General features: G+C 66.3%; 20 protein-coding genes. 14 read left to right on the top strand and 6 right to left on the bottom strand.

What is annotated here, in order from left to right; all coding sequences use genetic code 11:
* The first annotated feature begins 71 nt into the window (after positions 1-71).
* Positions 72-1748, top strand: a complete 1677-nt coding sequence (locus ACFC0O_RS04380; RefSeq protein ID WP_375953747.1) for a helix-turn-helix domain-containing protein — start codon at positions 72-74, stop codon at positions 1746-1748.
* A 148-nt stretch (positions 1749-1896) separates the two neighbouring features.
* On the opposite strand, the gene ACFC0O_RS04375 is transcribed toward ACFC0O_RS04380, so the two are convergent.
* Entirely contained in the window at positions 1897-2568 is a 672-nt protein-coding gene (locus tag ACFC0O_RS04375; protein ID WP_375953745.1) for a class I SAM-dependent methyltransferase, read from the bottom strand.
* Positions 2569-2675: 107 nt separating this feature from the next.
* On the opposite strand from ACFC0O_RS04375, the gene ACFC0O_RS04370 reads away from it, so the two are divergent.
* The 5 genes from ACFC0O_RS04370 (at position 2676) to ACFC0O_RS04350 (ending at position 9140) form a co-directional block, all read left to right on the top strand.
* Positions 2676-3836: a hypothetical protein gene (locus ACFC0O_RS04370; protein WP_375953743.1), complete on the top strand. Its 1161-nt coding sequence runs from the start codon at positions 2676-2678 to the stop codon at positions 3834-3836.
* A 126-nt stretch (positions 3837-3962) separates the two neighbouring features.
* Positions 3963-5195: a cytochrome P450 gene (locus tag ACFC0O_RS04365; RefSeq protein ID WP_375953741.1), complete on the top strand. Its 1233-nt coding sequence runs from the start codon at positions 3963-3965 to the stop codon at positions 5193-5195.
* 87 nt (positions 5196-5282) lie between these two features.
* Positions 5283-5903, top strand: coding sequence for a TetR/AcrR family transcriptional regulator (locus ACFC0O_RS04360; RefSeq protein WP_375953739.1), 621 nt, complete (start codon positions 5283-5285; stop codon positions 5901-5903).
* Between the two features lie 100 nt (positions 5904-6003).
* On the top strand, positions 6004-7329 hold the full coding sequence (locus ACFC0O_RS04355) for a flavin monoamine oxidase family protein (RefSeq protein WP_375953737.1): 1326 nt from the start codon (positions 6004-6006) through the stop codon (positions 7327-7329).
* 413 nt (positions 7330-7742) lie between these two features.
* Positions 7743-9140 (top strand): lipase family protein, encoded by a 1398-nt coding sequence (locus ACFC0O_RS04350; RefSeq protein WP_375953735.1) that lies wholly within the window; start codon positions 7743-7745, stop codon positions 9138-9140.
* An 88-nt stretch (positions 9141-9228) separates the two neighbouring features.
* Here ACFC0O_RS04350 and ACFC0O_RS04345 read toward each other — a convergent pair whose 3' ends face one another.
* The 5 genes from ACFC0O_RS04345 to ACFC0O_RS04325 form a co-directional block, all read right to left on the bottom strand.
* Complete coding sequence (locus ACFC0O_RS04345) at positions 9229-10860, bottom strand: CocE/NonD family hydrolase (RefSeq protein WP_375953733.1); 1632 nt, start codon at positions 10858-10860, stop codon at positions 9229-9231.
* A 208-nt stretch (positions 10861-11068) separates the two neighbouring features.
* The gene (locus ACFC0O_RS04340; RefSeq protein ID WP_375953731.1) at positions 11069-12265 is read right to left on the bottom strand and encodes an Ig-like domain-containing protein; all 1197 of its coding nucleotides are present in this window, start codon (positions 12263-12265) and stop codon (positions 11069-11071) included.
* Between the two features lie 134 nt (positions 12266-12399).
* Entirely contained in the window at positions 12400-13596 is a 1197-nt protein-coding gene (locus ACFC0O_RS04335) for an acyltransferase (RefSeq protein ID WP_375953729.1), read from the bottom strand.
* Between the two features lie 155 nt (positions 13597-13751).
* Positions 13752-14702: a M23 family metallopeptidase gene (locus tag ACFC0O_RS04330; protein ID WP_375953728.1), complete on the bottom strand. Its 951-nt coding sequence runs from the start codon at positions 14700-14702 to the stop codon at positions 13752-13754.
* Between the two features lie 568 nt (positions 14703-15270).
* Positions 15271-15762, bottom strand: coding sequence for a nuclear transport factor 2 family protein (locus ACFC0O_RS04325; RefSeq protein WP_375953726.1), 492 nt, complete (start codon positions 15760-15762; stop codon positions 15271-15273).
* Positions 15763-16410: 648 nt separating this feature from the next.
* Between ACFC0O_RS04325 and ACFC0O_RS04320 the strand changes: the two genes are divergently transcribed.
* The 8 genes from ACFC0O_RS04320 to ACFC0O_RS04285 all read left to right on the top strand — a co-directional run bounded on the left by ACFC0O_RS04320 (position 16411) and on the right by ACFC0O_RS04285 (position 24234).
* On the top strand, positions 16411-16797 hold the full coding sequence (locus tag ACFC0O_RS04320; RefSeq protein ID WP_375955927.1) for a transcriptional regulator: 387 nt from the start codon (positions 16411-16413) through the stop codon (positions 16795-16797).
* Between the two features lie 134 nt (positions 16798-16931).
* The gene (locus ACFC0O_RS04315) at positions 16932-17969 is read left to right on the top strand and encodes an agmatine/peptidylarginine deiminase (protein ID WP_375953724.1); all 1038 of its coding nucleotides are present in this window, start codon (positions 16932-16934) and stop codon (positions 17967-17969) included.
* Entirely contained in the window at positions 17966-18952 is a 987-nt protein-coding gene (locus tag ACFC0O_RS04310) for a nitrilase-related carbon-nitrogen hydrolase (RefSeq protein ID WP_375953722.1), read from the top strand. The genes ACFC0O_RS04315 and ACFC0O_RS04310 overlap by 4 nt, the downstream gene beginning before the upstream one ends.
* Positions 18953-18986: 34 nt before the next feature.
* Positions 18987-20633 carry an ABC transporter substrate-binding protein gene (locus tag ACFC0O_RS04305; protein ID WP_375953720.1) on the top strand — a complete coding sequence of 549 codons (1647 nt, stop codon included), beginning with the start codon at positions 18987-18989 and terminating at the stop codon, positions 20631-20633.
* 1 nt (position 20634) lies between these two features.
* On the top strand, positions 20635-21582 hold the full coding sequence (locus ACFC0O_RS04300; RefSeq protein WP_364632136.1) for an ABC transporter permease: 948 nt from the start codon (positions 20635-20637) through the stop codon (positions 21580-21582).
* Positions 21582-22439, top strand: a complete 858-nt coding sequence (locus ACFC0O_RS04295; protein ID WP_375953717.1) for an ABC transporter permease — start codon at positions 21582-21584, stop codon at positions 22437-22439. The genes ACFC0O_RS04300 and ACFC0O_RS04295 overlap by 1 nt, the downstream gene beginning before the upstream one ends.
* Entirely contained in the window at positions 22436-23434 is a 999-nt protein-coding gene (locus ACFC0O_RS04290; protein WP_375953715.1) for an ABC transporter ATP-binding protein, read from the top strand. Before ACFC0O_RS04295 ends, ACFC0O_RS04290 begins: the two co-directional genes overlap by 4 nt.
* Positions 23431-24234 carry an ABC transporter ATP-binding protein gene (locus ACFC0O_RS04285; protein WP_375953713.1) on the top strand — a complete coding sequence of 268 codons (804 nt, stop codon included), beginning with the start codon at positions 23431-23433 and terminating at the stop codon, positions 24232-24234. The genes ACFC0O_RS04290 and ACFC0O_RS04285 overlap by 4 nt, the downstream gene beginning before the upstream one ends.
* Positions 24235-24240: the final 6 nt, after the last annotated feature.

Raw genomic sequence — 24240 nt, 5'->3', positions numbered from 1 at the left:
GCCGACACCGAGTGCGGGCATCTACCATGCGATGTCGGCGGTCGTCGCGGACCGCGCGGAAGGAGCAGCTCATGCGGGTGGATGACCTGCTGCAACTGGAGAACCTGGCCTTGGAGCTGGTGTGGGGCGGTCCCGAACTGCTGCGACAGGAGATCGGCGGGGTCACCGCGACCGATCTGCTGGACCCCAGCGAATATCTGCGGGACGGCGAGGTGGTGCTGAGCGGGCTGGTCTGGTGGACCGCGCGCGGCGGTAGGCAGAAGGCCGATCGGTTCGCCGCCGCCCTGCGGAATGCCGGTGCGGTGGCCCTGCTCGCGGGTGTGGTGCGCCATGGCGGGGTGCCCGAGGAAGTGCAGCGCGCCTGCCGCGAACAGGGCATCGTGCTGATGGCGGTGCCCGCCGAGACCACGTTCCGGACGATTACCGATGAGATCTATCTGCGGCGCTGGGGTGCGCTGACCGCCTCACCGCATTCGTCCCTGCCCGATCATGTGCGGCGCGGACTGGACCGGCTGATCCGGGAACAGGCCGAACCGACCGAGGTGCTGGACCGCATCGCCGTACAGCTCGGCGGGCTGCCGTGCGCGCTGGTCACCGCGAGCGGGCGCACCATCGCCCGCTCCTCCGCCGCGCCCGTGCAATCGCCCGCGACCATCGTGCGGAGCCTGCGCCGCGGCGAGCGCGCGAATCATCCGGTGGGGGAAGCGGATTCGCCCTACGACGGCTGGTATCTGCGCCTGCCCGGTCCACTCGCGCCACCGCGATTGCTGCGCGAGGTCGCCGAAATACTGCGGCACTATCGGGAACTCGCGGCAGCGGAACAGGATCGGCGCTCCGAGACCACCACCGCGCTCATCGCGCTGCTGGATCGCGGCGAAATCGAGAACCCCGCCATAGCAACGATATTGGAGCCCCTCGGCCCGGGGCCGTATCGAATCGTCACTGCGGTGGCGACATCGGCGCAGCCGGGTGGAACCTCTGCGCGGTCCGGGTCTGCGGGGGAGGCATCGGTGCAGCCCGGCGGAATGTCAGCGAGGCCCGGGACGACAGTGACCACATCGGCGCAGCCGGGCGGCCCATCGGTACGGCCCGGGGCATCGGTGGCCGCAACGGCAGTGCCGGGTGGGGTCCTGTTGAGGTCGGGTGCGGCGGTGGCGGCGCTGAGTGAGTTGCTGGCACACCGCACTTCGGAGCCGCCGTTGGTCGCGGCGCGCGGTGAGTATGCCGTCGGCGTCATTCCTGAATCCGCGGCCGAGGATCTGATCGGCCGCTACGAGTTCGTGCGCTCCTGTGCCCCGGATGTCGGGCTGCACCTGGGCCTCGGCTCGGTCGAATCCGCTGCGACACTGCGGGACAGCCTGATTCGCGCCGATCATGCCTGCCGGGCCGGGGCGCACCTGAATCGGGCCGTCACCACCGCCGCCGATCTCACCACGCTGGCCGAACTGCTTGCCGGGGTGCCGAATCCGGTGCGTGAGACCTTCAGCACCCAGGTGCTGGGCGAGCTGCTCGACAACGATCCGGCCCGCATCGAATTGCGTGCCACCCTTATCGCGTTCCTGGATCACAACGGTTCCTGGACCCGCACCGCCGAAGCCCTCTATCTGCACGTCAATACGGTGCACTATCGCATCGAGCGCATCGAGAAGCTCACCGGCCGTGACCTTTCCCGCCTCGACGACCGCATCGACCTGCGCGCCGCACTGCACGCCCGCACCGCCTCGCCGCACATTCCCCGCGCCTGCTGAGGGCTGCCCGCACCCCGGTTCTCGCCGGAGCTTGGCACGCGTGCGCCCTGCGCGGCTGGCCGAGGTGGTGGTCCGGCTGCCCCGGCCCACGCCCCGGATCGACCACCGCGCAATACCGCTTGCCGCCGAACGATGGATTGATGTCGGGTCAGAGGCGGCGGATGCGGGCCTGCCAGGCGGCGACATCGACCAGGCCCTCGGGCGAGACGTCGAGGGTGGCGGCCGCTTCGGCTACTCCGGGGGTGACGCGGCCGCGGTAACGGGTGGGGTGGAGGTCTTCCAATTCCCAGCCTTCGCTGAAGGATTCGCGAATGAGCCGATCGCTGATGCGCGGGCCGAAACCCGGTTCGGCGTCCGAGAGCGCCAGTAGGTGCAGGACGCCACCGGGCTTCAGGACCGCGTGCAGATTGCGCACGTAGGCGGTCCGGATCTCGGGTTCGGTGCCGAAGACGTGGAACAGCGCACTGTCGACGACGGTGTCGAAGGCGGGTGCGGAGCCCGGGGGAGTGCCCGCGAAGTCGGGGCGTTCGGTGAACTCGCGAGCGTCCGCCACCTCGAACGCGACGTTCGGCACGCCCTGTGCGACCGCGTTGGCGCGCGCGTGGTCGATGGCGCTGGGGGACAGGTCGACACCGAGCACGTCGTAGCCGAGCCGGGTCAGCGCGATGGTGTGTTCGCCCGCACCGCAGCCGGGCTCGAGGATGCGGCCGCCGAGCGCGCCCGTGCGCTCCAGCGCCACGATCGCCGGTTGCGGTTCGCCGATCACCCAGGGCGCGGTGTCGTTGTCGTATGCGGCATTCCAGATTTCGGTTCGGGTCATGCCTCCAGGGTGCAACCTCGAGCATGGTCGAGGTCAAGCCCGGCGCGCACACCGGTGAGCGGGATGGAGGTTGGACGGTCCGCTGCCCGGCCCGGTAAGCCCATGTCATGAGTGAATCGATCGGCCCACTGCTGCCCGCCGATGAGGGTTTCCATCATCAGATCGCCGACACCTTCGGAACGGTCGCCAGCAGCGATCTGTCCTGGACCGAGAAGGTGTGCGCGATGGCGGCGGCCCGGGATGGCAGCCTGCAATTGGGATTCGGGCTCGGCAAGTACACCAATCGCAATGTGATGGACGGGTACGCGGGGATTTCTCGCGGCGTCGAACAGGTGACGGTGCGCGCCAATCGCGAACTGCTGCCCGAACCGGATCGCACGGTAATCGGGCCGGTGCGGTACGAGGTGGTCGAACCGCTGAAGCAGACCCGATTCATCTTGGAGCCCAACGATATTCAGCCGATCGCATTCGACTGGCTGTTCACCGCCGAACTGCCCGCACATCTCGAGGACCGCACCCATATGCGCAGCGGCTACCGGGTTTCCGCGGATCTGGTGCGCTACCACCAGATCGGCGTCGCCTCGGGCTGGGTGGAGATCGACGGGCGGCGCACCGAGATCACACCGCAGGACTGGGTTTCCACGCGCGACCACTCCTGGGGTGTGCGCTACGACGTCGGACAGCCGCGCCCGGATGTACAGGCCATGGAGCTGCCACCCGAGGTGTCCTTCCGAATGATCTGGGCCCCGGCGCTTTTGGAACGCCCCGACGGCAGCCGGTACGGCATCCACCTGCACTATCAGATCGTCGAGGTCACCGGCTACTCGTCCAAAACCGTGATGGGCGGCCTGCAATATCCGGACGGCCGCACCGTGCGCTGGCGGGACCTCACCCCGGAACTGCGCTTCGACCCGGACAATCGGCGGCTGCTCGGCGGGCGCGTGCACGCCACCGATGTGGAGGGCGGCACCCGCACCCTGGAGATCGAGGTGGTGTCGGACACCGGATTCCACCTGGGAGCCGGGCTCTATCACGGCTTCGAAGGGCGCTATCACGGCGAATGGCAGGGCCCCGGAACACATTTGGACGGTGAGTGGATCGCCGACTGCTCGACCCATGACAATGCCCGCCGCCTGCATCAGATTCGCGACACCGTCGTGCGGATCACCGATCCGGTGGGCGGCGGTGTGGGATACGGCAATTGCCAGCCCATCATCACCGGCGGTGACGACGCGCTCGGGCTGACCAAGGAAAGCACCTTCATGTAGCAGTTCTTCCCAGAATCGGCGAGATAGCCGCGCGTTTGTCGGTGCGCGTGGGTAGGGTGACCTGGTTCCACGTCCGGGGTGTGCGGTGTTCGGCGGGGGGTATGTCGTTCACCGCGTGGAGTTTCGATGTCCGAACCAGATCCCGCTCGCGCCGCGTCCGTCGACACCGCCGATCCGCGCGTGCCCATGTACACCCCCGAATTCGCCGCTGACCCGCATCGGGCCTATCGCGAGATGCGGGCCCGATTCGGCGCGCTGGCCCCGGTCGAACTCGCACCCGGGATACCCGCCACCCTGGTGCTCGAATACCGCACGGCGGTAAGGATTCTCAACGATCCGGAGCGCTTTCCGGCCGATCCCCGAGTCTGGCAGGAGGGCGTGCCCGCCGATTGCCCGGTGCTGCCGATGATGCAGTGGCGGCCCAACGCGCTGCGCAGCGCTGGCAGCGAACACACCCGCTACCGCCAGACCAATACCGCCGGACTGGCCGGGGTGGACCGCTACGGTCTGCAAGCCACGGTCGAGCGCACCGCCATCTCGCTGATCAACGGTTTCTGCGCCACCGGATCGGTGGATCTGGTGCGCGAGTATGCCTTTCCGCTCGCGTTCGACGTGCTCAACCATCTGCTCGGCTGCCCCGCCGCCATCGCGGCGCAGGCCGCCCAGGGCTTTCGCGCCATCTTCGAGGGCATCGGCGCGGAGAACGGCAACAGACTCCTCATCGAAGCCCTGCAACGCCTGGCCCTGCACAAACGCGAGCACCCCGGCGATGACGTCACCACCCGAATACTGCACCATCCGGCCGAACTCACCGATACCGAAATGGTCCATCAGCTCGCCACCCTCTACGGCGCGGGCATAGAACCCCAGCAGAATCTGATCGTCAACACCCTGCTGGTGATTCTGGCCGACGATCGCTTCGGCGGCAGCGTGCTGGGCGGCAGTCTCTCCACCCGGGACGCCCTCGACGAAGTCCTCTTCAACGATCCGCCGATGGCCAACTTCTGCATCAGCTTTCCGCGCCAGCCTGTCCTGGTGGACCACACCTGGCTCCCCGCCCACCAACCCGTGGTCATCAGCATGGCCGCCTGCAATACCGATCCGGCCATCACCACCGCCCACCGCTCCGGCAACCGCTCCCATCTGGCCTGGGGCGCGGGCCCGCACTCCTGCCCCGCCAGCCCCCTGGCCTACCTGATAGCGCAGGAGGCGATCGACCAACTGCTCGACGCCCTGCCGGAAATCCGCTTGGCCGTCCCGGCAACCGAATTGACCTGGCGTCCAGGCCCTTTCCATCGAGCCCTCACCGCCCTGCCCGCCACCTTCGAACCCTCGCCCCCGCTGCCTGTCCTCTCCTGAACCGCAAGCAGGTCCGAGCGTCGTCGGGCGGTTCGGGGTCTCGGCGTCCTGTCGTGGGAGACTCGGGACGCTGAAGGAGGAGGTCGGGTGGCGTACGTCAAGGCGGCGGAGCGGGAGCGGCAGATTGTCGCGGCGGCGGTGCGGGTGCTCGGTGCGGTGGGGGTGGCCGGGACGACGCTGCGGGCGGTCGCGGCCGAGGCCGATATCGCGCTGGGGACCATGCAGTACGTGTTCCCGAGCAAGGACAGCCTGCTGCGCGCGGTGGTCGCCGCCGTCACCGACGATGTCGCCGCGTCGCTGCGGGTCGAAATCGAGCCGGGGCTCGGGGTGGAGCAGGTGCTGCGACGCAGTGTGACCAACTTCTGGAGCGCGCTGGTCGAGAACGAAATCGGTGTGCAGATCATGCAATACGAGCTGGCGATGTATTCCGCGCGGACCGAGGGGGCGCACGGGCTGGCGCGGTTGCAGTACGAGCGATACACCTCGCTGGTGGCCGAGTTCTGTGAGCGCGCCGCGCGCGCGACGGGACAGCGATGTGCCGTCGACTTCGAGACTCTCGGCAGGCTGTCACTGGCCGTGCTGGATGGGCTCATCGTGCAGTACGTGGCGAATCCCGATGCCGAGCGCGCTCGCCGGGATCTCGATCTGGCCGTGGACATGGTGATCCGCTTCGCTGATCCGCAGCCCATTTCGGGCGAATCGAACTAACCCTTCCCATTGCGCGGGGGCATGCGGCTGTGGCTTACTGAAAAAAGTCGGTCGGTTGTACGACTTAGTTTCGGCGGTCGCCGTTCGGAAGGAGTCAGGGATGGGCGAAGACCCGCAGCGGGCAATGGAGTCCGGTGGATCGGATACGACGGTGGTGGTCGTCGGGGCGGGGGTATCGGGGCTGGTCGCGGCACGGGAACTGCGGCGGCACGGGATCGAGGTGATCGTCGTGGAGGCGGCCGATCGGGTCGGCGGGCGGACACTGACCGAGACGACCGCGCTCGGATCGCGAGTGGATCTGGGCGGGCAGTGGATCGGCCATGACCATCACCGGGTCAGCGCGCTGGCGGCCGAGCTCGGGGCCACCCGATTCCCGATGCACACCGGGACGCTGCCGATTCTGATCGATCGTTCGAAGCGGCTGCCGGCGGCGGCTCCGGCGGTGCTGCTGTCCGTGCTGATCCTGCTGTTCGCGGAAGCGTTGTCCCGCACCGGGATAACGCGTCGATGGAATGCGACGACCGTCGCGTCCTGGCTGGCCAGGGTGCCGGGGTGGAGCACCCGGAAATTGCTCGATGTGATCGCCGCGATCTCGTGGACGGCGGATCTGGATCGACTCTCGATTCACGCCGCCGCGCGCATGATCCGGAATCAGGGCGGGCTGTTCACCATGCTCTCCACGCGCGGTGGCGCACAGGACTCCCTCCTCGTCGAGGGTATGGGGTCGCTGGCCGAACGACTGGCCGATGAGCTCGGTGCGCGAATTCGTCTGGGTCAGCGGGTGCTATCGATCGAACAGGGCGAATCGGGTGTGATCGTGCGGACTTCGGCGGGCGAGATCACCGCCGCCAAGGTCATCGTCACGGTCCCGCCGCCGCTGCTCGACCGGATCACCTACAAGCCCGAATTGCCCACGGCGCACGCCGAACTCGCGTCGGCCGGCTATATGGGCTCGGTGTACAAGGCGATTGCGGTGTACGAGCGGCCCTTCTGGCGCGAGCGCGCGGGCGGGGAATTCCTCATCCTGGATGCTCCCGGACGCGCGGTATTCGACACCACGCCGCCCGGCGGGCCGGGTCACCTATGTGTGCTCGTGGGCGGTCCGGCCGCTCGCGACCTGGACCGATTGGATCCCGCCGCCCGCCGGGACGCGGTGCTCGGCACGCTGGTCCGGCATATCGGCCCGGAGGTGAACGAGGCGGTCGGCTGGCATGAAAAGTCTTGGAGCCACGATGAATACGTGGGCGGAGGCTATATGGCGGTGCCCGAACCCGGCACCACCGCCGGGCTGCCACCGCTTCGATTCGATCCGGCCGGGGCCATTCACTGGGCGGGTACGGAGCGGGCGGCCGATCACGCGGGCTATGTCGAGGGTGCGATCGAATCCGGTACGCGGGCCGCGCGCGAAGTGGTCGCGGCTTTGTGATCGATTGGGCGGCTTCGTGATCGGAGGACCGGCATTGTGACCGATTGGTTCGGCTCGCGCACGGCGAGCCGAACCGTCAAGATCACCAGCCGGAGCCGGAACCACCCGAACCAGTGTTAGCGAGGATGGTGCCGATCACCATCTGTGCGAGTCCGGCGATAGAGCCAAGAAATTCCACGATGTCCTCCGACTTCATTGTCGCCGACTGTCCGGCGTAGTCGTGAACTTAGCTCACGACTTTTATGGAAGAAGGATGTTTCACAGAAATCATCCCGGTCGAGGTCGCTATCGGTTAGCCGCAGGGGTCGAATGATTGACTGTCCCGGACAGGTCTTGCGCCCGCGGTGTGATGGGGCTAACCTCGCAGCCGTGTGAGTCGGTGTGGTCTCACATTGGAGCTGGATGGAGTCTGAATGAACCTGCGGACGACGATGTCTCGCCGGTTGGCCGTCGTGGGTGTGGCGATAATCGCCCTGGCGGCAACCGTCACTACCGCGGAGGCCGTCGGTGAACCGGATGGGACGGTCCCGGTGCAACCCGCGGCCGCGATCCCCCTTCCGCCCGAACTGGATCCGGGTTTCTACCGACCCGCGCCCGAACTCGTGGCATCCAAGGCCCCGGGCCAGATCATCGCCGCGCGACAGGTCAATGTCGCCAACGCCGGGCTGATTCCGGTCAATGTCGATGCCTGGCAGGTGTCCTACCGGTCGAACAACAGCCGGGACGAACCGATCGCCGCGGTCGCGACGGTGCTCAAACCGCGCGGCTCAGCACCGGACAAACTGGTGTCGATGCAGATCGCCGAGGACTCCCTCGCCGCCTACTGCTCACCGTCGTATGCGGTACAGCAGTGGTCCGCTGCGACCTTCGTCGGACAGATCGTCGCCCCACTGGAATTCGTGATCGCGCAGGCCGAATTGCAGCAGGGCTGGGCCGTGGTCATTCCGGATCATCAGGGGCCCGACAACGCTTTCGCGGCGGGCCCGCTCGCCGGTCGAATCACCCTGGACGGAATCCGCGCCGCCCGTGATTTCGAGCCGATGCGACTCGCACCCGATACCCGCATCGCCATGTACGGCTACTCCGGCGGTGCCATCGCCACCGGGCACGCCGCCGAGCTGAAGCAGAGCTACGCACCCGAACTCAATATCGTCGCCGCCGCCGAGGGTGGTGTGCCCGCCGACTTCGGCCCGGTGCTCGATAACGGCAACGGTCAGGCGTGGTCGGGCATGATCATGGCCGCGGTGCTGGGCATAGGTCGGGAGTACCCGGAATTCGGCCAACTGCTCAACCGCGACCTCGATCCACTGGGACAGGCTCTGGCGACGGTCAAGGGCGGAATGTGCGTGCAGTACAACACCGCACTGGTCCCGTTCCTGAATATGAAGGGCCTGCTGCGCGTCCCGGAGGGCGATCCGATGCGCAACCCGGTGGTTCAGGCCACCCTCGACAAGACCCGGATGGGTAAGGCCACCCCGGCCATGCCGATGTTCATCTGGCAGGGCAATCCGGATGAGTTGATCCCGGTCGGCCCGGTCAACACCCTGGTCGACACCTATTGCAAGGACCCCGCCGCCCAGGTCCAGTACACCCGCGAACATCTCGCCGAACACGTCACCACCGAGGTCTCCGGTTCGGCGACCGCACTGCTGTGGCTGCGTGATCGCCTCAACGGCATCCCGGCCGCACCGGGGTGCAGCACCTCCGAAGCGGGCCTGATGGCGCTCAACCCCGCCGGATTGTCCTTGCTCGCACAGACATTCGGCGACACCATCGCGTCATTCTTCGGCGCGCCCATCGGCGTCAAATAACCTCCCGAACTCCCCGCCGCGCCGGGTGGGGCCCCGCTCCCGGTCGAAACCCGACCGGGAGCGCGGGGCCCGGGAACGAATACGGTCGCTATGAACCGGCGGGGATATCCAGGTAGGCCGAGCCGGACAGCGTGACGGTGCCACCGGTATCGGACTGGTCGGCACCGGCGTAGAGATCATCGCGGGTATCGGTGATCAGGACCATTTTGTGTCCGCGTGGAATCTGATAGTCGGTGGCTTGCAAGCGGATTCGCACATCCGTCGCCTGGCCGGGTTGCCGGTTGTCGACCGTGGTGGCGGCGTGGGTGATGATCCGCATGGTGCCGGTGAACGGATCCAGATCCAACAGGTAGGCGATCAGGGTGACCGCGTCACCGGATGGAGTGAGGGTCAGCGCCACTTCCGGAAAACCCGAAAGACGTTGCGGGCCCTCGAACTCGGGGGTCGACCAGACTGCGGCGGCGGTGCGGTCCACCTCGGCGAACTGCTGACGCCGGGGCATCAGCAGGCGTTCACGAAAACCGTCCATGACCAGCTGGCCGACGGCCTGGACCTGCGGATCGCCCTGCTGGATACGCTGACTGAAATTCGACGGGGGCTCCGAAGTCAGTGTGCCGTCGGGGGATCCGGCCGCGGGTGCGGTGAGGTAGTAGCGGCGGGCCGGTTGGGACCACGACGACAGATCCGGGGCGGCGGTCGCGGTGAAACTGTGCATGGTCTCGGTGTGCACGCCGCCGTCACTGTCGATACCGTTGTCCACGCCCCGCAGATAGTGGTCGAACCAGTCGTACGCGGCCTCGGTGGTGCGGGTGTACACCCCGAGCAGCAGGCCCGGAATCTCCACCGCGCCATGGTCTCCCACCGCGAGGTCGAGGCGTTTGGGGCCGGGATAGCGGTCGAAATATTCCAGCAGTTGATTCTGCGGGAAGATCGTCTCGTGCCAGTAGCTGGTGAACAACGTCGGTACCGGCCGGGGCGTATCGGGCAGTCGGGCGGGGGAGCGCTGCGCGGCGTATTCCAGCACCTGATCGATATTGGTATTCGCGCGGAAATCCTCCAGCACCTTGAGCAATTCGCTGCTGGGCCGATCGCTGATCGCGGCCAGGACTTCCGCCGCCGCGATATGCCGCGTCGAATTGTCGTACAGCGCCTCACCCAGATCCGCCCAGGTGCTCAGTGCGGCAACGGCTTTGACCCGCTCATCGGCCTGGGCGACCAGCAGGCTGATACCGGAACCGTAGGAGATGCCCGCCATGCCGATCCGCTCCGGATCGACATCCGGCACATTCTCCAGTGCCCAATCGATCACGCTGCGGCCGTCCGCGACATCCTCGGGACCGGCGACGGTCAGTTCACCCTCCGATTCGGGCAGGCCCCGCTCGGTATAGGCAACCACCGCGTATCCGCGCATGAGCAGCCGAATAATGGCTCCGGAGTACATTTTCCAACCGGTCGGATCCAATCCGGCGGGCAGGACGATGAGCGGATGCGGACCGCCGAGCAGCGGCCGTGCGGCGAATCCGTCGAGCATGACGCCGCCATCACCGGGAATGCGCACCCGGCCGAGCGTGCTCGCGGCGCGCACCGCGACGATATCGTCGACGAGATACTCCGGTACGCCGGTGGCGGCCCCGGTGAGCAGGCCGTTCACCACCGCATCGAGGGTGATTTCCTGGTCCGGAGCCAGCAACCGCAATTGATTCGAACGCGCTTGTGACATGTTCCTATCCTTTGATGGGCAGGAGGGAGCCGCGGACGGCATTGTCGCGGAAAGGAATTCGAGCAGACGCAAATCGGTCCCCGCGCGGGCGAATCGATATTCGCCGCGCGACCATTTGCCGAAAGCTGTTTGAAAACAACAGCTTTGAAAAGGCTACCGCGACCCTCCGGCGCCCGGATGGGAATCGAAATGCATACCGCAGGTCAGGTCAGGCGGGTGCGCTGCCCTGCTGCCACTGCGGCCATGGAATGCTCCAGTCGCCGTTCTGCCAGATATCGAGGGGATCGCCGCCGGTATTGCGGACCTCCACCACATCGCCGGGGATGACGAAGTCGAAGAACCAGGCCGCGTCATCGGGGGAGATGTTCAGGCAGCCGTGCGAGACATTCGTATTGCCCTGTGCCCACATGCTTTGCGCGAGCGCGTGCACGAAAATGCCGTCGTGGCTGATGCGGACGGCATGGTCGATCTTGGTGCGATAGCCGAGACCGGAATTGGTCGGCAGGCCGTAACTGGAGGAATCCATCATCACCGGATGCTGGCGATCGAGCACGGTATAGGTGCCGGGGCGGGTCCAGAACGACAGCAGGCGACCGCCGACCATCGACGTGCCACCCATACCCATCGAGGTGGGCATGCTGCGCACCAGGTTTCCGTTCTCGAAGACATCGATCATCTTGGTGTTGTCATCGGCGATGGCCACGTGCGCGGGGCCGATGAGCACCGAAATCCGTTGATCGCGCAGGCCGAATCCGCCACCGCCCAGATCCGCGCCGAAGAGTTCGGCGGCGATGGTGACCCGGGTGCCGGGCGCGTAGTAGAACTCCGGCCGCCAGTGCGCGTTGCGATCGTCGAGCCAGTACCAGGCTCCGGGTACCGGGGGTTCGGTGGTGACCTTCAGGCGTGCCGCGGCGGCCGCACGGTCGACCGCTTCGGTGAAATGCGCCAGGATTACGAAACCGACTCCGTAGGTGTCGTTTTCGGTGAGGTCGACCATATTCTGCGAGCCCAGCGAGAAGTCGATCAGGTGATCGGGGGTCACCGTCGAACAATTCGCGGCGGCGTTCACCTCGCCGGTCGCACCGTGTGCCACGGCTTTCGCGGTGTAGGTGTGGCCGTAGCCGAGTGGTTCGGCGCTGATCCAGCTGCGCTTATCGGGTGACAGCGTGCCCGGCAGCGCCCGGCCGGTTTCATCGAGCCATTCCACGCTGCGCAGTTCGCCATCGGTGACGGTGACCGTACCGGGTTTGCGGGCGTCGACGTCATGGGCCTCGGCGACCGGATCGAAGCGGATCACCGCGGGTTTCGGTGGGGCGGGCGGGGTTTGGTCACCCGCGCAGGCGGTCAGCGTCAACCCGCTCGCACCGGCGAAGCCGATCAGCAGCTCGCGACGTCGCAATGCCACCGGTCTTCTCCCTTCGCCCTGTGCACGACCGTCCGTCAGCATGCGGCAGTCCCGCCGATTCGGCGCGGCGACAGGCCACACCTCCACCGTTCCGAGGCATAACCGTCATCCTTCCTCGATCGAGGAGGCGGGCATCAGGCGTCGGAGTGGACGCGGAAACGCGGTGGCACCAGTGCGGCCGGATCGGTGCGCAGCATGGGTCTACCGGTGAGCCACAGGCTGACCGGGCTGCGGCGCAGGACCGCCGTACCGGCCAGGGAGCCGGCGACGACGCCGAGATACAGCACGATCGTCAGCCAGAAACGGCCGATCGACGGGGCCAGCGGCAGCAGTACGGGGGTGAGGAGTTCGAGCATGAACGGATGAATCAGGAAGACGCCGAATGATCGGTCCGCGCCGTAGCGAACGACTTTGGCGAGCCGGTCGTGCTGTTGCCGCCGGTCGGCCCAGCGCGTACCGAGCAGATACAGCCCCACCGTGATGGCGATGAACCAGAGGGTGCGTTCGGGTAGGAAGACGTCCGAGGCCACCCATGCCACCTGTCCGTCGTGCACCGCGAGCTGATACTCGCCCTCCGCCGCGACCGCGATGACCAGCACCGCCGCCACGATCAAGCGGGTGTGCTCGCGCAGGAAGGCGTGCACGGCATCGATATGCCAGGCCGCGAGCGCGCCCAGCAGCGTGAAGAACTGGTACGGAAGAACTGTGGCGTACACGTGCATCCAGATCTGCGCCGGGAGACCACCGTCGAACGGCGGATAGGCGAGGGTCCACAGCACGAGCACATGCACGACGGCACTCGCCGCCAGCAACCAGCGATGCCGTCCCTCGGTGCGCCGCAACAGTTTCGGCAGCAGCGGGAACAGCAGGTACACCTGCATGGTGACCAGCAGGAAGTACAGATGGTAGTAGGCCGTTCCGAACAGCAGATCCAGACCGAGGCGGCTGAGCAGCCAGTTCACCGACCCGTGCAGCTGGCCCAGATGGATGGAATAGGCCCAGTAGATCACCGACCACAGCACATACGGAATGCCGACCAGCGCGAAGCGCCGCGGCCAGAAGCTCCGCGCGCGCAGCGACTCCTGCCCGAACTGGTAGATCAGCACGAAACCGGTCAGCGCGAAGAAGGCGTACCGGGTGAAGTGCAGTAGCGCCAGCGCCGCATTGGCTGCCACGCTGCCCGCATCGTTCACGCTGCTGATGGTGTGCACCATGATGACGCAGCAGAAGGTGATTATTCGGAACAGATCCACCTGATGCAGATACGGCCGTTTGCGCCGCCCGCCGCCGATCTCGGCGGCGGGCTGCTGAATCTCCGTGGCAGTACTCATATTCCGGCCGATTTCCCGGCTGGACCTCGGCACTCGATCGCCGCACCCATCCTCACATGTTGGCTCCTGGAACTGTGATGCCCGTTCCTGTGCCCTGTGAACCTGCTGTGTGGCGATCGTCGCGTGAACCGCGTCGACTCAGCGGTGGGCGCCGGTCAGTCGGCGCCCCAATGCTGCTGCATCAGAATGCCTTTTCCGGCGAGCCAGGCCACCGGGTCGATCTTGGTGCCGTCGGTGTCCCAGATCTCCAGGTGCAGATGTGGGCCGGTCGATTGGCCGCGATTGCCCACCGAGGCGATGATGTCGCCGACGTTCACGTGCTGACCGGCCTGTACGTACATATCGTTGACGTGGCCGTAGACCGCGATGGTGCCGTCGTCCTGCCGGACCCGGACCCATTGGCCGAAGCCCGAGGCGGGGCCCGCCTCCAGGACCGTGCCGCTCATGACCGAGCGAATGGGGGTGCCGATGGGGTCGGCGATATCGACGCCGTAGTGGAATTCGCCCCATCGATTGCCGAATCCGGAACTGATCTGACCGCCGACCACCGGCAGCACGGTGGGGCTGATGGTCAGCGCCGGTGCCGGGGCGGGCGCGGGCGCGGGTGCGAGCGGTATGGACGGCGTGATCGGCAGCGAGGCGATCACCTGCTGCTGCACCTGCACCACCTGCTCCTGCACATCGGTCACCTGCTGCTGGGTGTCGACCACCGCCTGCTGCTGTGCGTCGACCACCTGCTGCTGGATATCCCTGATGAACTGTTCGGCCTGCGCCAGCGGTGCGGCGATCTCGGGTGCGAGCCCGACCAGTCCGAAGGGTGTGGCGATGGTCGCCGGTGGCGTGACTTGTACTGGGGCGGGCGTGGTTTCGGCGACATCGGCCGGTTCCTCATCGGCGGGCGTGACCGGCGCGGCATTGGCCACGGCGGGCGTGAGATGCGCCCCCGCGGTCAATAGCGCCCCCGCCGCTACCGCGATCCCGGCCACCGCGCGAAACCGCCCGGTGGTGAAGGAATCCGCGCGATGGCTACTGGGACACTGGATCTCGGCCACATCAAGCAGATCGGTGACGGAGAGGGAACCGGGGGATACACGGTGGTTCGGCATGGCTCGTCCTCAGGTCGATCGTCGAGGCGTCGCGCCCGCCGATCGCCGGCGAGTCGAGAATCCGAATGCGCGACGTGCCGAAAACTGTACAGACCCGTGATCTTTTCCGGACCGGAATTCCCCGCCCCGTAATTCATTGCGCGGCAGGACACTCGGCCGTTCACTGGAGTTATGGGGAGATTAATAGTCGGGGTTGTCTTCGGAGTCTGGATACTCGCATCACTGGCGGACGGCGGCAGTGGTGTCGATGTACTGTGCATCCTCGCCATCGCGGGCAGCGTCTACTGGATGTGGGATCGCGCGGACGGCGGCAATTCGAATGCCTGGAACGCGGGACAACGCGGCGGGGGTTCGGGCGGAAGCTCTAGCGGGAGCGGCGGTTACGACGGCGGAGGCAGCACCAGCGACGGCGGCTCGGGCGGTTCCAGCGGCTGCGGGGGCGGCGGAGGTTGCAGCGGCGGGGGTGGTTGCGGTGGTGGGGGAGGCGGCTGCGGAGGTGGTGGTTGCGGCGGGGGTGGCGGCAGCTGACCCCGGCGCGGGCCGAGATCAGCGAAACCTGCTCCGCCCATCACCCTTTGGGCGCGACGATATGTTTCATCTCGCGAATCGGGGCGGTGCGGAAGGTGCCGCCGGCCTTCGCCCATTCACCCACCACGCGGGGAGCGTCTCGGACCGGGTTGTAGACGTCCTCCTCCGAGGAGAAGAGTCCGTTGCCCGCGTACACGATTCGGGTGACGTTCGGAAACCCGAAGTGCGCGTTCGGATCTGTGGGATGGTCCAGCACATTGCTGATCCCCACCACGATCGCGTCATTGGTCTCGTCGAACGCCGTCCACTGATGCTCGAACCGCATATGCGGGAACGGGGCCATCACATCGACGATCCAACCGCGCACCTCCTCGCGCCCGTGGAAGATGCCGTAGGCGTGCTCGATGTACTCGACATCCTCGGTGAACAGATCCGCGAACGGACTCCAATCCCCTGTCTCCGAACACTTGTCGACCACCGCGTTGTAATTCCGCAGCGCCTCCTCCAACTCGGTGCGCTCGAACCTGCCCATGGTTGCCTCCGTATTGAATTGAAACGTGTTCTCGCCGAAAGTCTATGCGTGAACGTGCGCGAATTGTCCTGATTTCAATCATGATTCCCTCGTGCGGCACCGGCAGACCGCGCATGCGAGTCGGTAGCTGAGATCCCCTCTCGCGGAGCGTGAACACTGGGAGCGATGGCTCCAGAAGTGTTCTGAACTGGTTATCTCAAGATTCTCGTACGTCCTGCGACTACAAGGTGTGACGACAACTCAGATATTGCACAGCATGCAGTCCATGATCATGCCCGTCCCGGGCACCCGCGCCGTCCGCACACATCGCTCACGTGCCAGAAAGAAAATGGCGGCGGCCCTGGATCGCCGTGATGAGGGGATGGCGGGAGGTGCTGCCGGATGAACCCGCTGGAGCCCGAGGTGTCTTGGGTCGCGTGCTTCCTCGAGTTGGACCGCTATCTCGCCGATTCGGAACCCGCCTTCGACTTCGACGTCGAGGCCGGTCTCGATGAGCTGAAGGCCGCTGCCGTATTCGATGTCGATGCGGGATTCGATCGGCTCAAATCTGCGGTGGAGACCGGAATGCTCGATGTCTCGCACCATGATTCACCTCTCGACGCGGTGGATTGGGACTCCTTCCCGCGCAACCTCGACAGGCTCTTCGAGATGGTGCGTTCTCCCGGCCGCGGGCTGTATACCGCCGGTGAAGTGTGCGGTGCGCTCACCGCGGCCGGGCATCCGATGAGCATGCGGTATCTCGCGCAGCTCAGGTCGGGCCAGCGGACCGATCTTCCCGATCGAACCGTGGCGGCGTTGGCGAAGTTCTTCAAGGTCAAGCCCCGCTACTTCACCAACGCGGCCTATCGGGCGAAGGTCGACCACGATCTCGAGTTGATGTCGCAACTTCAGGAGTATGGCTTGCGGCGTTTGTCGGCGCGAGCGTTCAACCTGAGCGATGAGTCGCAGGCGCTGCTCACGAGCATGACTGAGAAGTTGCGGGCCTTGGAGGGATTCCCGCAAATAGCGTCTGATCAGGAGGATTTCGACGAATAATTCGGACATGGGTGTGGGATCCGGCTGATCTCGGGCGTCTCGGGATCGGCCGGACCTGGGGGCCGATGTCTCGGCGGGGTTAAATCTGGGCTCAGGTCTTGACTAATTTTTTAGTCAGTTTATCGTTTGTCGGCATGACGCAGACCACAGATGAGGGAACGACGTATCGGATGCCGGCCGAGTGGGCGCCGCATGAGCGGTGCTTGATGGGGTGGCCTACCAGGGAGAGTTTGTGGGGGCCGTACTTCGCGGAGGCGAAGGCGGAGTATGCGGCGGTGGCGGATGCCATCGCGCGGTTCGAACCCGTGTTGATGATCGCCAATCCGGGGCAGGGGGACGAGGCTCGGGCCGCGTGTGGGGACGGGGTCGAGGTGGTCGAGTTGGGGATCGATGATTCCTGGTTGCGGGATTCGGGGCCGCTGATCGTGCTGGACGAGAAGGGGAATCGGGCCGCGGTGGATTTCGGGTTCAACTCGTGGGGGGAGCGGTTTCTGCCCTATGACCAGGACGCGACCATCAGTGCGCGGGTGCTGGAGACGCTCGGGATCGAGCGGTTCGGCTCGGACATGATTCTCGAGGGTGGCTCGATCACGGTGGATGGGGAGGGGACGCTCATCACCACCGAACAGTGCCTGCTGCATCCGAATCGCAATCCGGGGATGACGAAGGAGCAGATCGAGGCGGAACTGAAAGCGCGGCTGGGGATTACGAAGATCATCTGGTTGCCGTACGGGCATTTCGATGACGCGCACACCGACGGGCACGTCGACGGCGTATGCACCTATGTGCGGCCGGGCGTGGTGATCGCGCAGACCTGTGAGGATCCGGCGCTGCCCGATTTCGAGCGGATGGCCGCGAATCTGAAGGTGTTGCGGGAGAGCACCGATGCGGCGGGCCGGTCGTTCGAGATCCTGGAACTGCCGCAGTTCCCGATCAAGACGCTGCCCGACGGCACCGAGACCATGGTCGCCTACGCCAACTTCTATGTCGCCAACGGCGGTGTGGTGGTGCCGATCGGCGAGCACGAGCTCGACGGCGGAGCCCTGGAGGTGCTCGCCAAAGCCTTCCCGGATCGCGAAATCGTCGGCGTACCGGGCAATATCGTCGCCTACGGCGGTGGCGGCGTGCACTGCATCACCCAGCAGATCCCGGCCGCGGGGGTCACCCGATGAGCGACTGCGATCGAATGCCCGTGCAGCACACCGAGGATGACGGACATTTCGTCACCGTGACCGCGGTCGAGGAAACCCTGCCCTCACCCGCACGCCGGACCCCGACCACCCGGCCCGCCCTGCGCATAGGCGCGGTGCAGACCAGCTGGCACCCGGATCCGGACGAGCACAAAGCCGTTCTGGCCGAAGGCATCAAGCGCGCCGCCGATCTCGGCGCACAGGTCGTCTGCCTCCAGGAACTCACCCTGAGCGCCTACTTCGCCACCGTCCCCGACAGCCCCGACGCACCCGCCCACCGTGAACACATCCCGGACGGCCCGACGACCGCCTTCGCCCGCGAACAAGCCGTGAAAAACGGTGTCTACGTGCACGCCTCGCTCTACGAGCACAGCGATACCGGTCGCGGCTACAACACCGCCATCCTGGTCGGCCCCGATGGCACCCTGCACGCCCGCACCCGCAAGATCCACATCCCCGCCTTTCCGGGCTATCACGAGGACCACTATTTCGAACCCGGCGATACCGGCTACCCCGTAATCACCGCTGCCGGAGCACAATTCGGCTTCCCGACCTGCTGGGACCAGTGGTTCCCCGAACTCGCCCGCGCCTATTCGCTCGGCGGTGCGGAAATCCTGGTCTATCCCACCGCCATCGGCAGCGAACCCGAACCGGCGGATTTCGACACCGAACCGCTGTGGCACCGCATGATCACCGGAAACGGCTTGGCCAACGCCACTTTCATGGTGGTGATCAACCGCATCGGCGCGGAGGACGGACTCACCTTCTACGGTTCGTCCTTCATCTCCGACCCCTACGGCCGCACCCTGGTCCGCGCCCCGCGCGATCGAGACACCGTACTTGTCGCCGATCTGGACCTCGATCAACGCCGCGACTGGCTCGGTTTCGGCTTCTTCGATACCCGCCGCCCGGACGCGTATGCCGTTCTCACCGCACCCGTTTCGCCCCTGCCCGGAACTCCCTGACACACCCGCCCCAGATCGAAAACAGGTTCCGACCATGCTCACGAACAGTCGAATCCGCGCCACCCTGGTCGCCTTATGCGTGGCCGCCGTCGTCACCGGCTGCGGCGGGCGGGTGCCGTCGGCCACCCCGCCCGCCCCCGACGCCGCCGCGCTGCTGAATCTCCCGTCCACCACCACCCCCGCCACCAAGGGCGTGGACTCCGCCACCTGGGCGCTGTACCGCGACCCCACCACCGTCGATCCGGCCACCGCCTTCGACTATCCGGAGAACACCGTCATCGCCACCATGTGCGATGCCCTACTGCGCCAAAAGCCGGACGGCAGTATCGGATTCGGACTCGCCAGCGACTATCGCTACGTCACCCCGACCCAGCTGGCGCTGACCATCCGCCCCGGCGTCACCTTCTGGGATGGCAAACCGCTCACCGCCGACGATGTCGTCTACAGCCTCGAACGCCATCGCAATCCCGCACTCGGCGGCTTCTACGGCACCGTCTTCGACCGCGTCGACTCCATTACCGCGACCGGTCCGGGCACCGTCACCATCAACCTCACCAAGCCGGATTACTGGCTGCCGGGCGAACTTTCGGCCATGCCCGGCATCGTGATCGAGAAGGCGTTCGCCGAGAGCGCCGGTGCGAAATTCGGCACTCCGGAGGCGGGCACCATGTGCACCGGGGCGTACCGGCTGTCCAAGTGGACCTCCGGCGACACCCTGAAAGTGACCGCCAACCCGAACTATTGGGACTCCAGCCTCAAGCCCCTGACGAAAGAGGTCACCTTCCGGGGCGTTTCGGACGCGGCCACCCTCACCACCGGCCTCACCACCGGCGAGATCGACGGCAGCTATGTCACCGATACCTCGAACCTGGCCCAACTCCAGCGCACCGCGGGGGTTTCCGTGCATATGGGCCCGACCCTGGAAAGCGAATTCCTCATCCCCGCCAACCTGACGGGCGTGCTCGGCGATGTCCGGGTGCGGCGCGCACTGTCACTGGCGTTCGATCGGCGCAGCTTCATCAATGCCGTGTACGCCGGTAATGCCCTGGAGCCCCGCCTGTCCGCCAATCCGGGCACCTGGGGTTATGCCAAGGATGTCTTCAGCGCCGCCTGGAAGGCCGCACCCGAGGTGAAACGGGATCTGGACGAGGCCAAACGCCTCATCCGCGAGGCGGGCGCGGAGGGTAAACCGCTGGTGATCGGCACCTCCTCCGGTATGGCCACGGTCGCGACCATGTCCAATGCCTGGCTGGAAGTCGCCAACACCATCGGCCTGAATGCCAAGCTGCTCAATGTCTCCCCGGAGAACTACATCAACTTCTTCACCGATCCGAAGGCGCGGGCGGGCGTCGACGCGTTCAGCACCACGACCTACGGCGATTACGCGGATCCCGCCGCACTGATCGCGACATATGTGCTGCCGCAAGGCAATCAGAACTACTCCGGCTATGAGAATCCCGCCATCACCGACTGGCTGGACAAGGCCCGCGCCGAGGCGGACCCGACCCGCCGCGCCACCGATATGGTCGAGGTGGACAAACTCCTCATGCAGGAGCTGCCCTGGATTCCGGTCGCGCACCCGGTCACCTGCCTGGTGCTGAGCAATAAGCTCACCGGTGCGCCGACCTCGTTCGCGTACATGCAATCCCCGGTGCTGGCCATGCTGGGTGCGGGGAGCTGATATGGCCAGATTCCTGCTCCGGCGGCTCGCCCTGCTGTTCGCGACCATGTTCGCGGCGAGCATCGCAATCTACGGTGCGCTGTATCTCGCACCGGGAGACCCGATTTCGGTGCTGACCGGCGGCCGCCAGATCACCCCGGAGGCGCGCGCGATCCTGGAGGAGCGCTACCGCCTGAACGAGCCACTGCCGCAGCGGTATTGGCATTGGCTCGGCTCGGCGCTGCACGGCGACTTCGGATATTCCACCACCAGTCGTCAGGATGTCGGAACGCTCATCGCGCAGCGTGCGCCCACCAGTATCGAGCTGGTGGGGTACGCCTCGCTCATCGTGATCGTGGCGGGCATCGGGATCGGTATCGTGAGCGCGCTCAAACCGGGCATCGTCGACACCATCGCATTGCTGGTCACCACGGTGCTCGCGGCGCTGCCGTCGTTCGTGGCGGCGCTACTGCTGATCAGCGTGTTCGCCGTCAACCTGGGCTGGTTCCCGGCCCTGGGCGACGGGCACGGCTTCTCCGATCAGCTGTGGCATCTCACCCTGCCCGCGATAGCGTTGGCCAGTTCCTCACTCGCACTGGTGGCCCGGGTGACCCGGGCCTCGGTGCGGGCCGAGGCGAAAAGCGAACGGGTGCAGACCGCGATCAGCCGGGGCATTCCGCGCGGTGCGATCCTGCGCAGGCATGTGCTGCACAACGCCTCCATCCCGATCATGACCGTGACGGGGCTGACCATCGCCACCCTGATCGTGCTGGTCTCCATTGTCGAGGAGGCGTTCAGCCTCAACGGTCTGGGCTCGGCCCTGGTCAAAGCCGCCGCCAGCAAGGATTTCGCCGTGGTGCAGGCGATCTCACTGCTCATGGTGGCCGGATTCGTGATCATCAACGCCCTGGTCGATCTGCTGTTCGCGCGGCTCGATCCGCGCGTGGCGCTCGGAACGGCGGCGAGCTGATGACCCTCACCCTGACCCGCCCGGGCAGCACCCTGCTGCGCAAGTTCTCGGGCATCGGCTGGCTCGGCTACGCGAGCGCGGTGGTGATCATCCTGGCCGCGGTGGTGGCGGTCTTCGGACCGCTGCTCGCACCCTATCCGGCCAATCAGAGCAATCTCACCAATGCCTTCATCGGTCCCGGCGGGGGACATCTGCTCGGCTTCGATTCCCAAGGGCGCGACCTGTTCTCGCGCGTGCTGGTCGGTGCGCGCTCGTCCATGCTGGGCGCGCTCATCGTCATCGCGCTGGCCATGCTGGCCGGGACCGTGCTGGCGATCGTGGCCAGCTGGCGGCACGGCTGGGTCGACAATGCCATCTCCTCGGGTTCGGATCTGGTGTTCGCGTTCCCGGGACTGCTGCTCGCGGTCCTGGTCGCGGCCATCGCCGGGCCGAGCCAATGGTCCGCGGCCATCGCGCTGGCCGTGGCGTACACGCCGTACGTGGTGCGGATCGTGCGCGCCGCGGCACTGCGCGAACGATCGCTGCCCTATATCGAAGCCCTCGAAGTACAAGGGTGTTCGGCCTGGACCATCTGCGTACGCCATATCGCCCCGAATATCGCCGCCCTGCTGGTCGCGCAGTCCACCATCCTGTTCGGCTGGGCGGCACTGGATCTGGCCGCCATCTCCTTCCTCGGCCTGGGCGTACAACCGCCGCAGGCGGATTGGGGCGTCATGGCCTCGGAAGGCAAAACCGGTGTGCTCCAAGGCTATCCGGCCGAGTCATTGGTCTCGGGCACCGTGCTGGTGCTGGTGGTGGTGGCCTTCAACATCCTGGGCGAGCGCCTCAATGACCGGTATACCAAGGAGCCGCGATGAACTCAGCCGACCCGCTGCTCACCGTGCGTGAGCTCGGCGTGACCCTGTCCGCACAGGGCGAACAGCGCACCGTACTGCGCGATATCTCCTTCACCATCGAACGCGGGGAGGCGCTCGGCCTCGTCGGTGAATCCGGTGCGGGAAAATCCATGACCGCCAAGGCCGTCGCGCGCCTGCTCCCCGATCGCGCGGTGGCCACGGGTGCGATCCGGCTCGGCGAACACGAACTGCTCGCACTGCGCGGGGAACCGCTGCGCCGGGCGCGCGCGGATATGGCGGTGATCTTCCAGGATCCGCGCATCGCCATCAATCCGGTGCGCCGGATCGGGGATTTCCTCACCGAACAGCTGCGTTCGGTGGCCCGGGTGGATCGGCGCACCGCGACCCGGCAGGCGCAGGAAGTCCTTACCGCCGTTGGCATTACCGATACCGCACGCCGCATGCGGCAGTATCCCGGTGATCTGTCCGGCGGCATGCTGCAACGCGTCATGATCGCCGCGGCCCTGCTCGGCAAGCCGAAATTGATTCTCGCCGATGAACCCACCACGGCCCTGGATGTCACCACCCAATCCGAGGTCATGGCGATTCTCAATGAGCTGCGCCGGGATTCGGGCGTCGCCCTGCTGTTCATCACACACGACCTCGATCTGGCGGCGGCGGTATGCGATCGGACCGCGGTCATGTACGCCGGTCAGATCGTGGAAACGCAGACATCGCAACGGCTGCACCATGATCCGCTGCATCCCTACACCGCGGCGCTGGCTCGGGCGCGGCCCGATCTGGAGCATCCCAGCGCCCGGCTGGCCGTCATCCCCGGACAGCCCATCGGCGCGTGGCAGGCCGATCTCAATTGCGGTTTCTCGCACCGCTGCCCGCATCGGCAAGACGATTGCACCGCATCCGGCCCGATCGCACTGCACACCGAGCCGACCGGATCGGTGCGCTGCCTGCACAGCACGGAATTGCGACTCGACCTGAAGAGGACACCGGCATGACGAAATCCGTTCTGAGCGTGCGCAATCTGAGCAAACAGTTCGGCACGTTCACCGCCGTCGACGATGTCAGTTTCGAATTGGCCGCCGGATCGTCGCTCGGCATCGTCGGCGAATCCGGATCCGGGAAGACGACGGTCGCGCGCATGGTGATCGGCCTGGAACACCCCAGTTCGGGCAGTATCAGCTGCTGCGGCAACGATCGTTCACAGCCGTCTCGCTCCACTCGCGCCCGGCGCAAACGCGCCGGTGAAGCCCAAATCGTGTTCCAGGACCCGTATTCCAGCCTCGACCCGCGGCATACCGTCCGGCAGGCGCTCACCGAAGCGGTCGCACTGCACCAGTCCGGTACGCCCGCGACCGTGCGGGCGCGGGTGGAGGAACTCGCCGACATGGTCGCACTCGATGAACGACTGCTGGCCTCGCTGCCCGCGCAACTGTCCGGCGGGCAACGTCAGCGGGTCGCCATCGCGCGGGCGCTCGGTGCGAACCCCCGAGTCCTGGTGCTGGACGAGGCGGTCGCCGCGCTCGATGTGTCGATTCAGGCGCAGGTATTGAATCTGCTCGCGGATGTCCGTGCGGCGACCGGTATCTCGTACGTCTTCATCACCCATGATCTGGCGGTGGTGCGACAGGTGACCGAGTACAGCCTGGTGATGGCGCAGGGGCGGGTGGTGGAACAGGGGCCGACCGAGGAACTGCTCGGCAGTCCCCAGCACCCGTATACCCGCGCCCTTCTGGACAGCGTGCCGCGCCCGGGATGGATACCGAGTCGCCGTACACCCGCACTGGTCACCGGATGAGGGTCG

This window comes from Nocardia sp. NPDC056100, assembly GCF_042266325.1.
In the GTDB taxonomy this organism is placed as follows: Bacteria; Actinomycetota; Actinomycetes; order Mycobacteriales; family Mycobacteriaceae; genus Nocardia.
The sequence above is the reverse complement of the archived record's forward strand: the minus strand, read 5'-3'. Positions and strand labels throughout refer to the sequence as shown.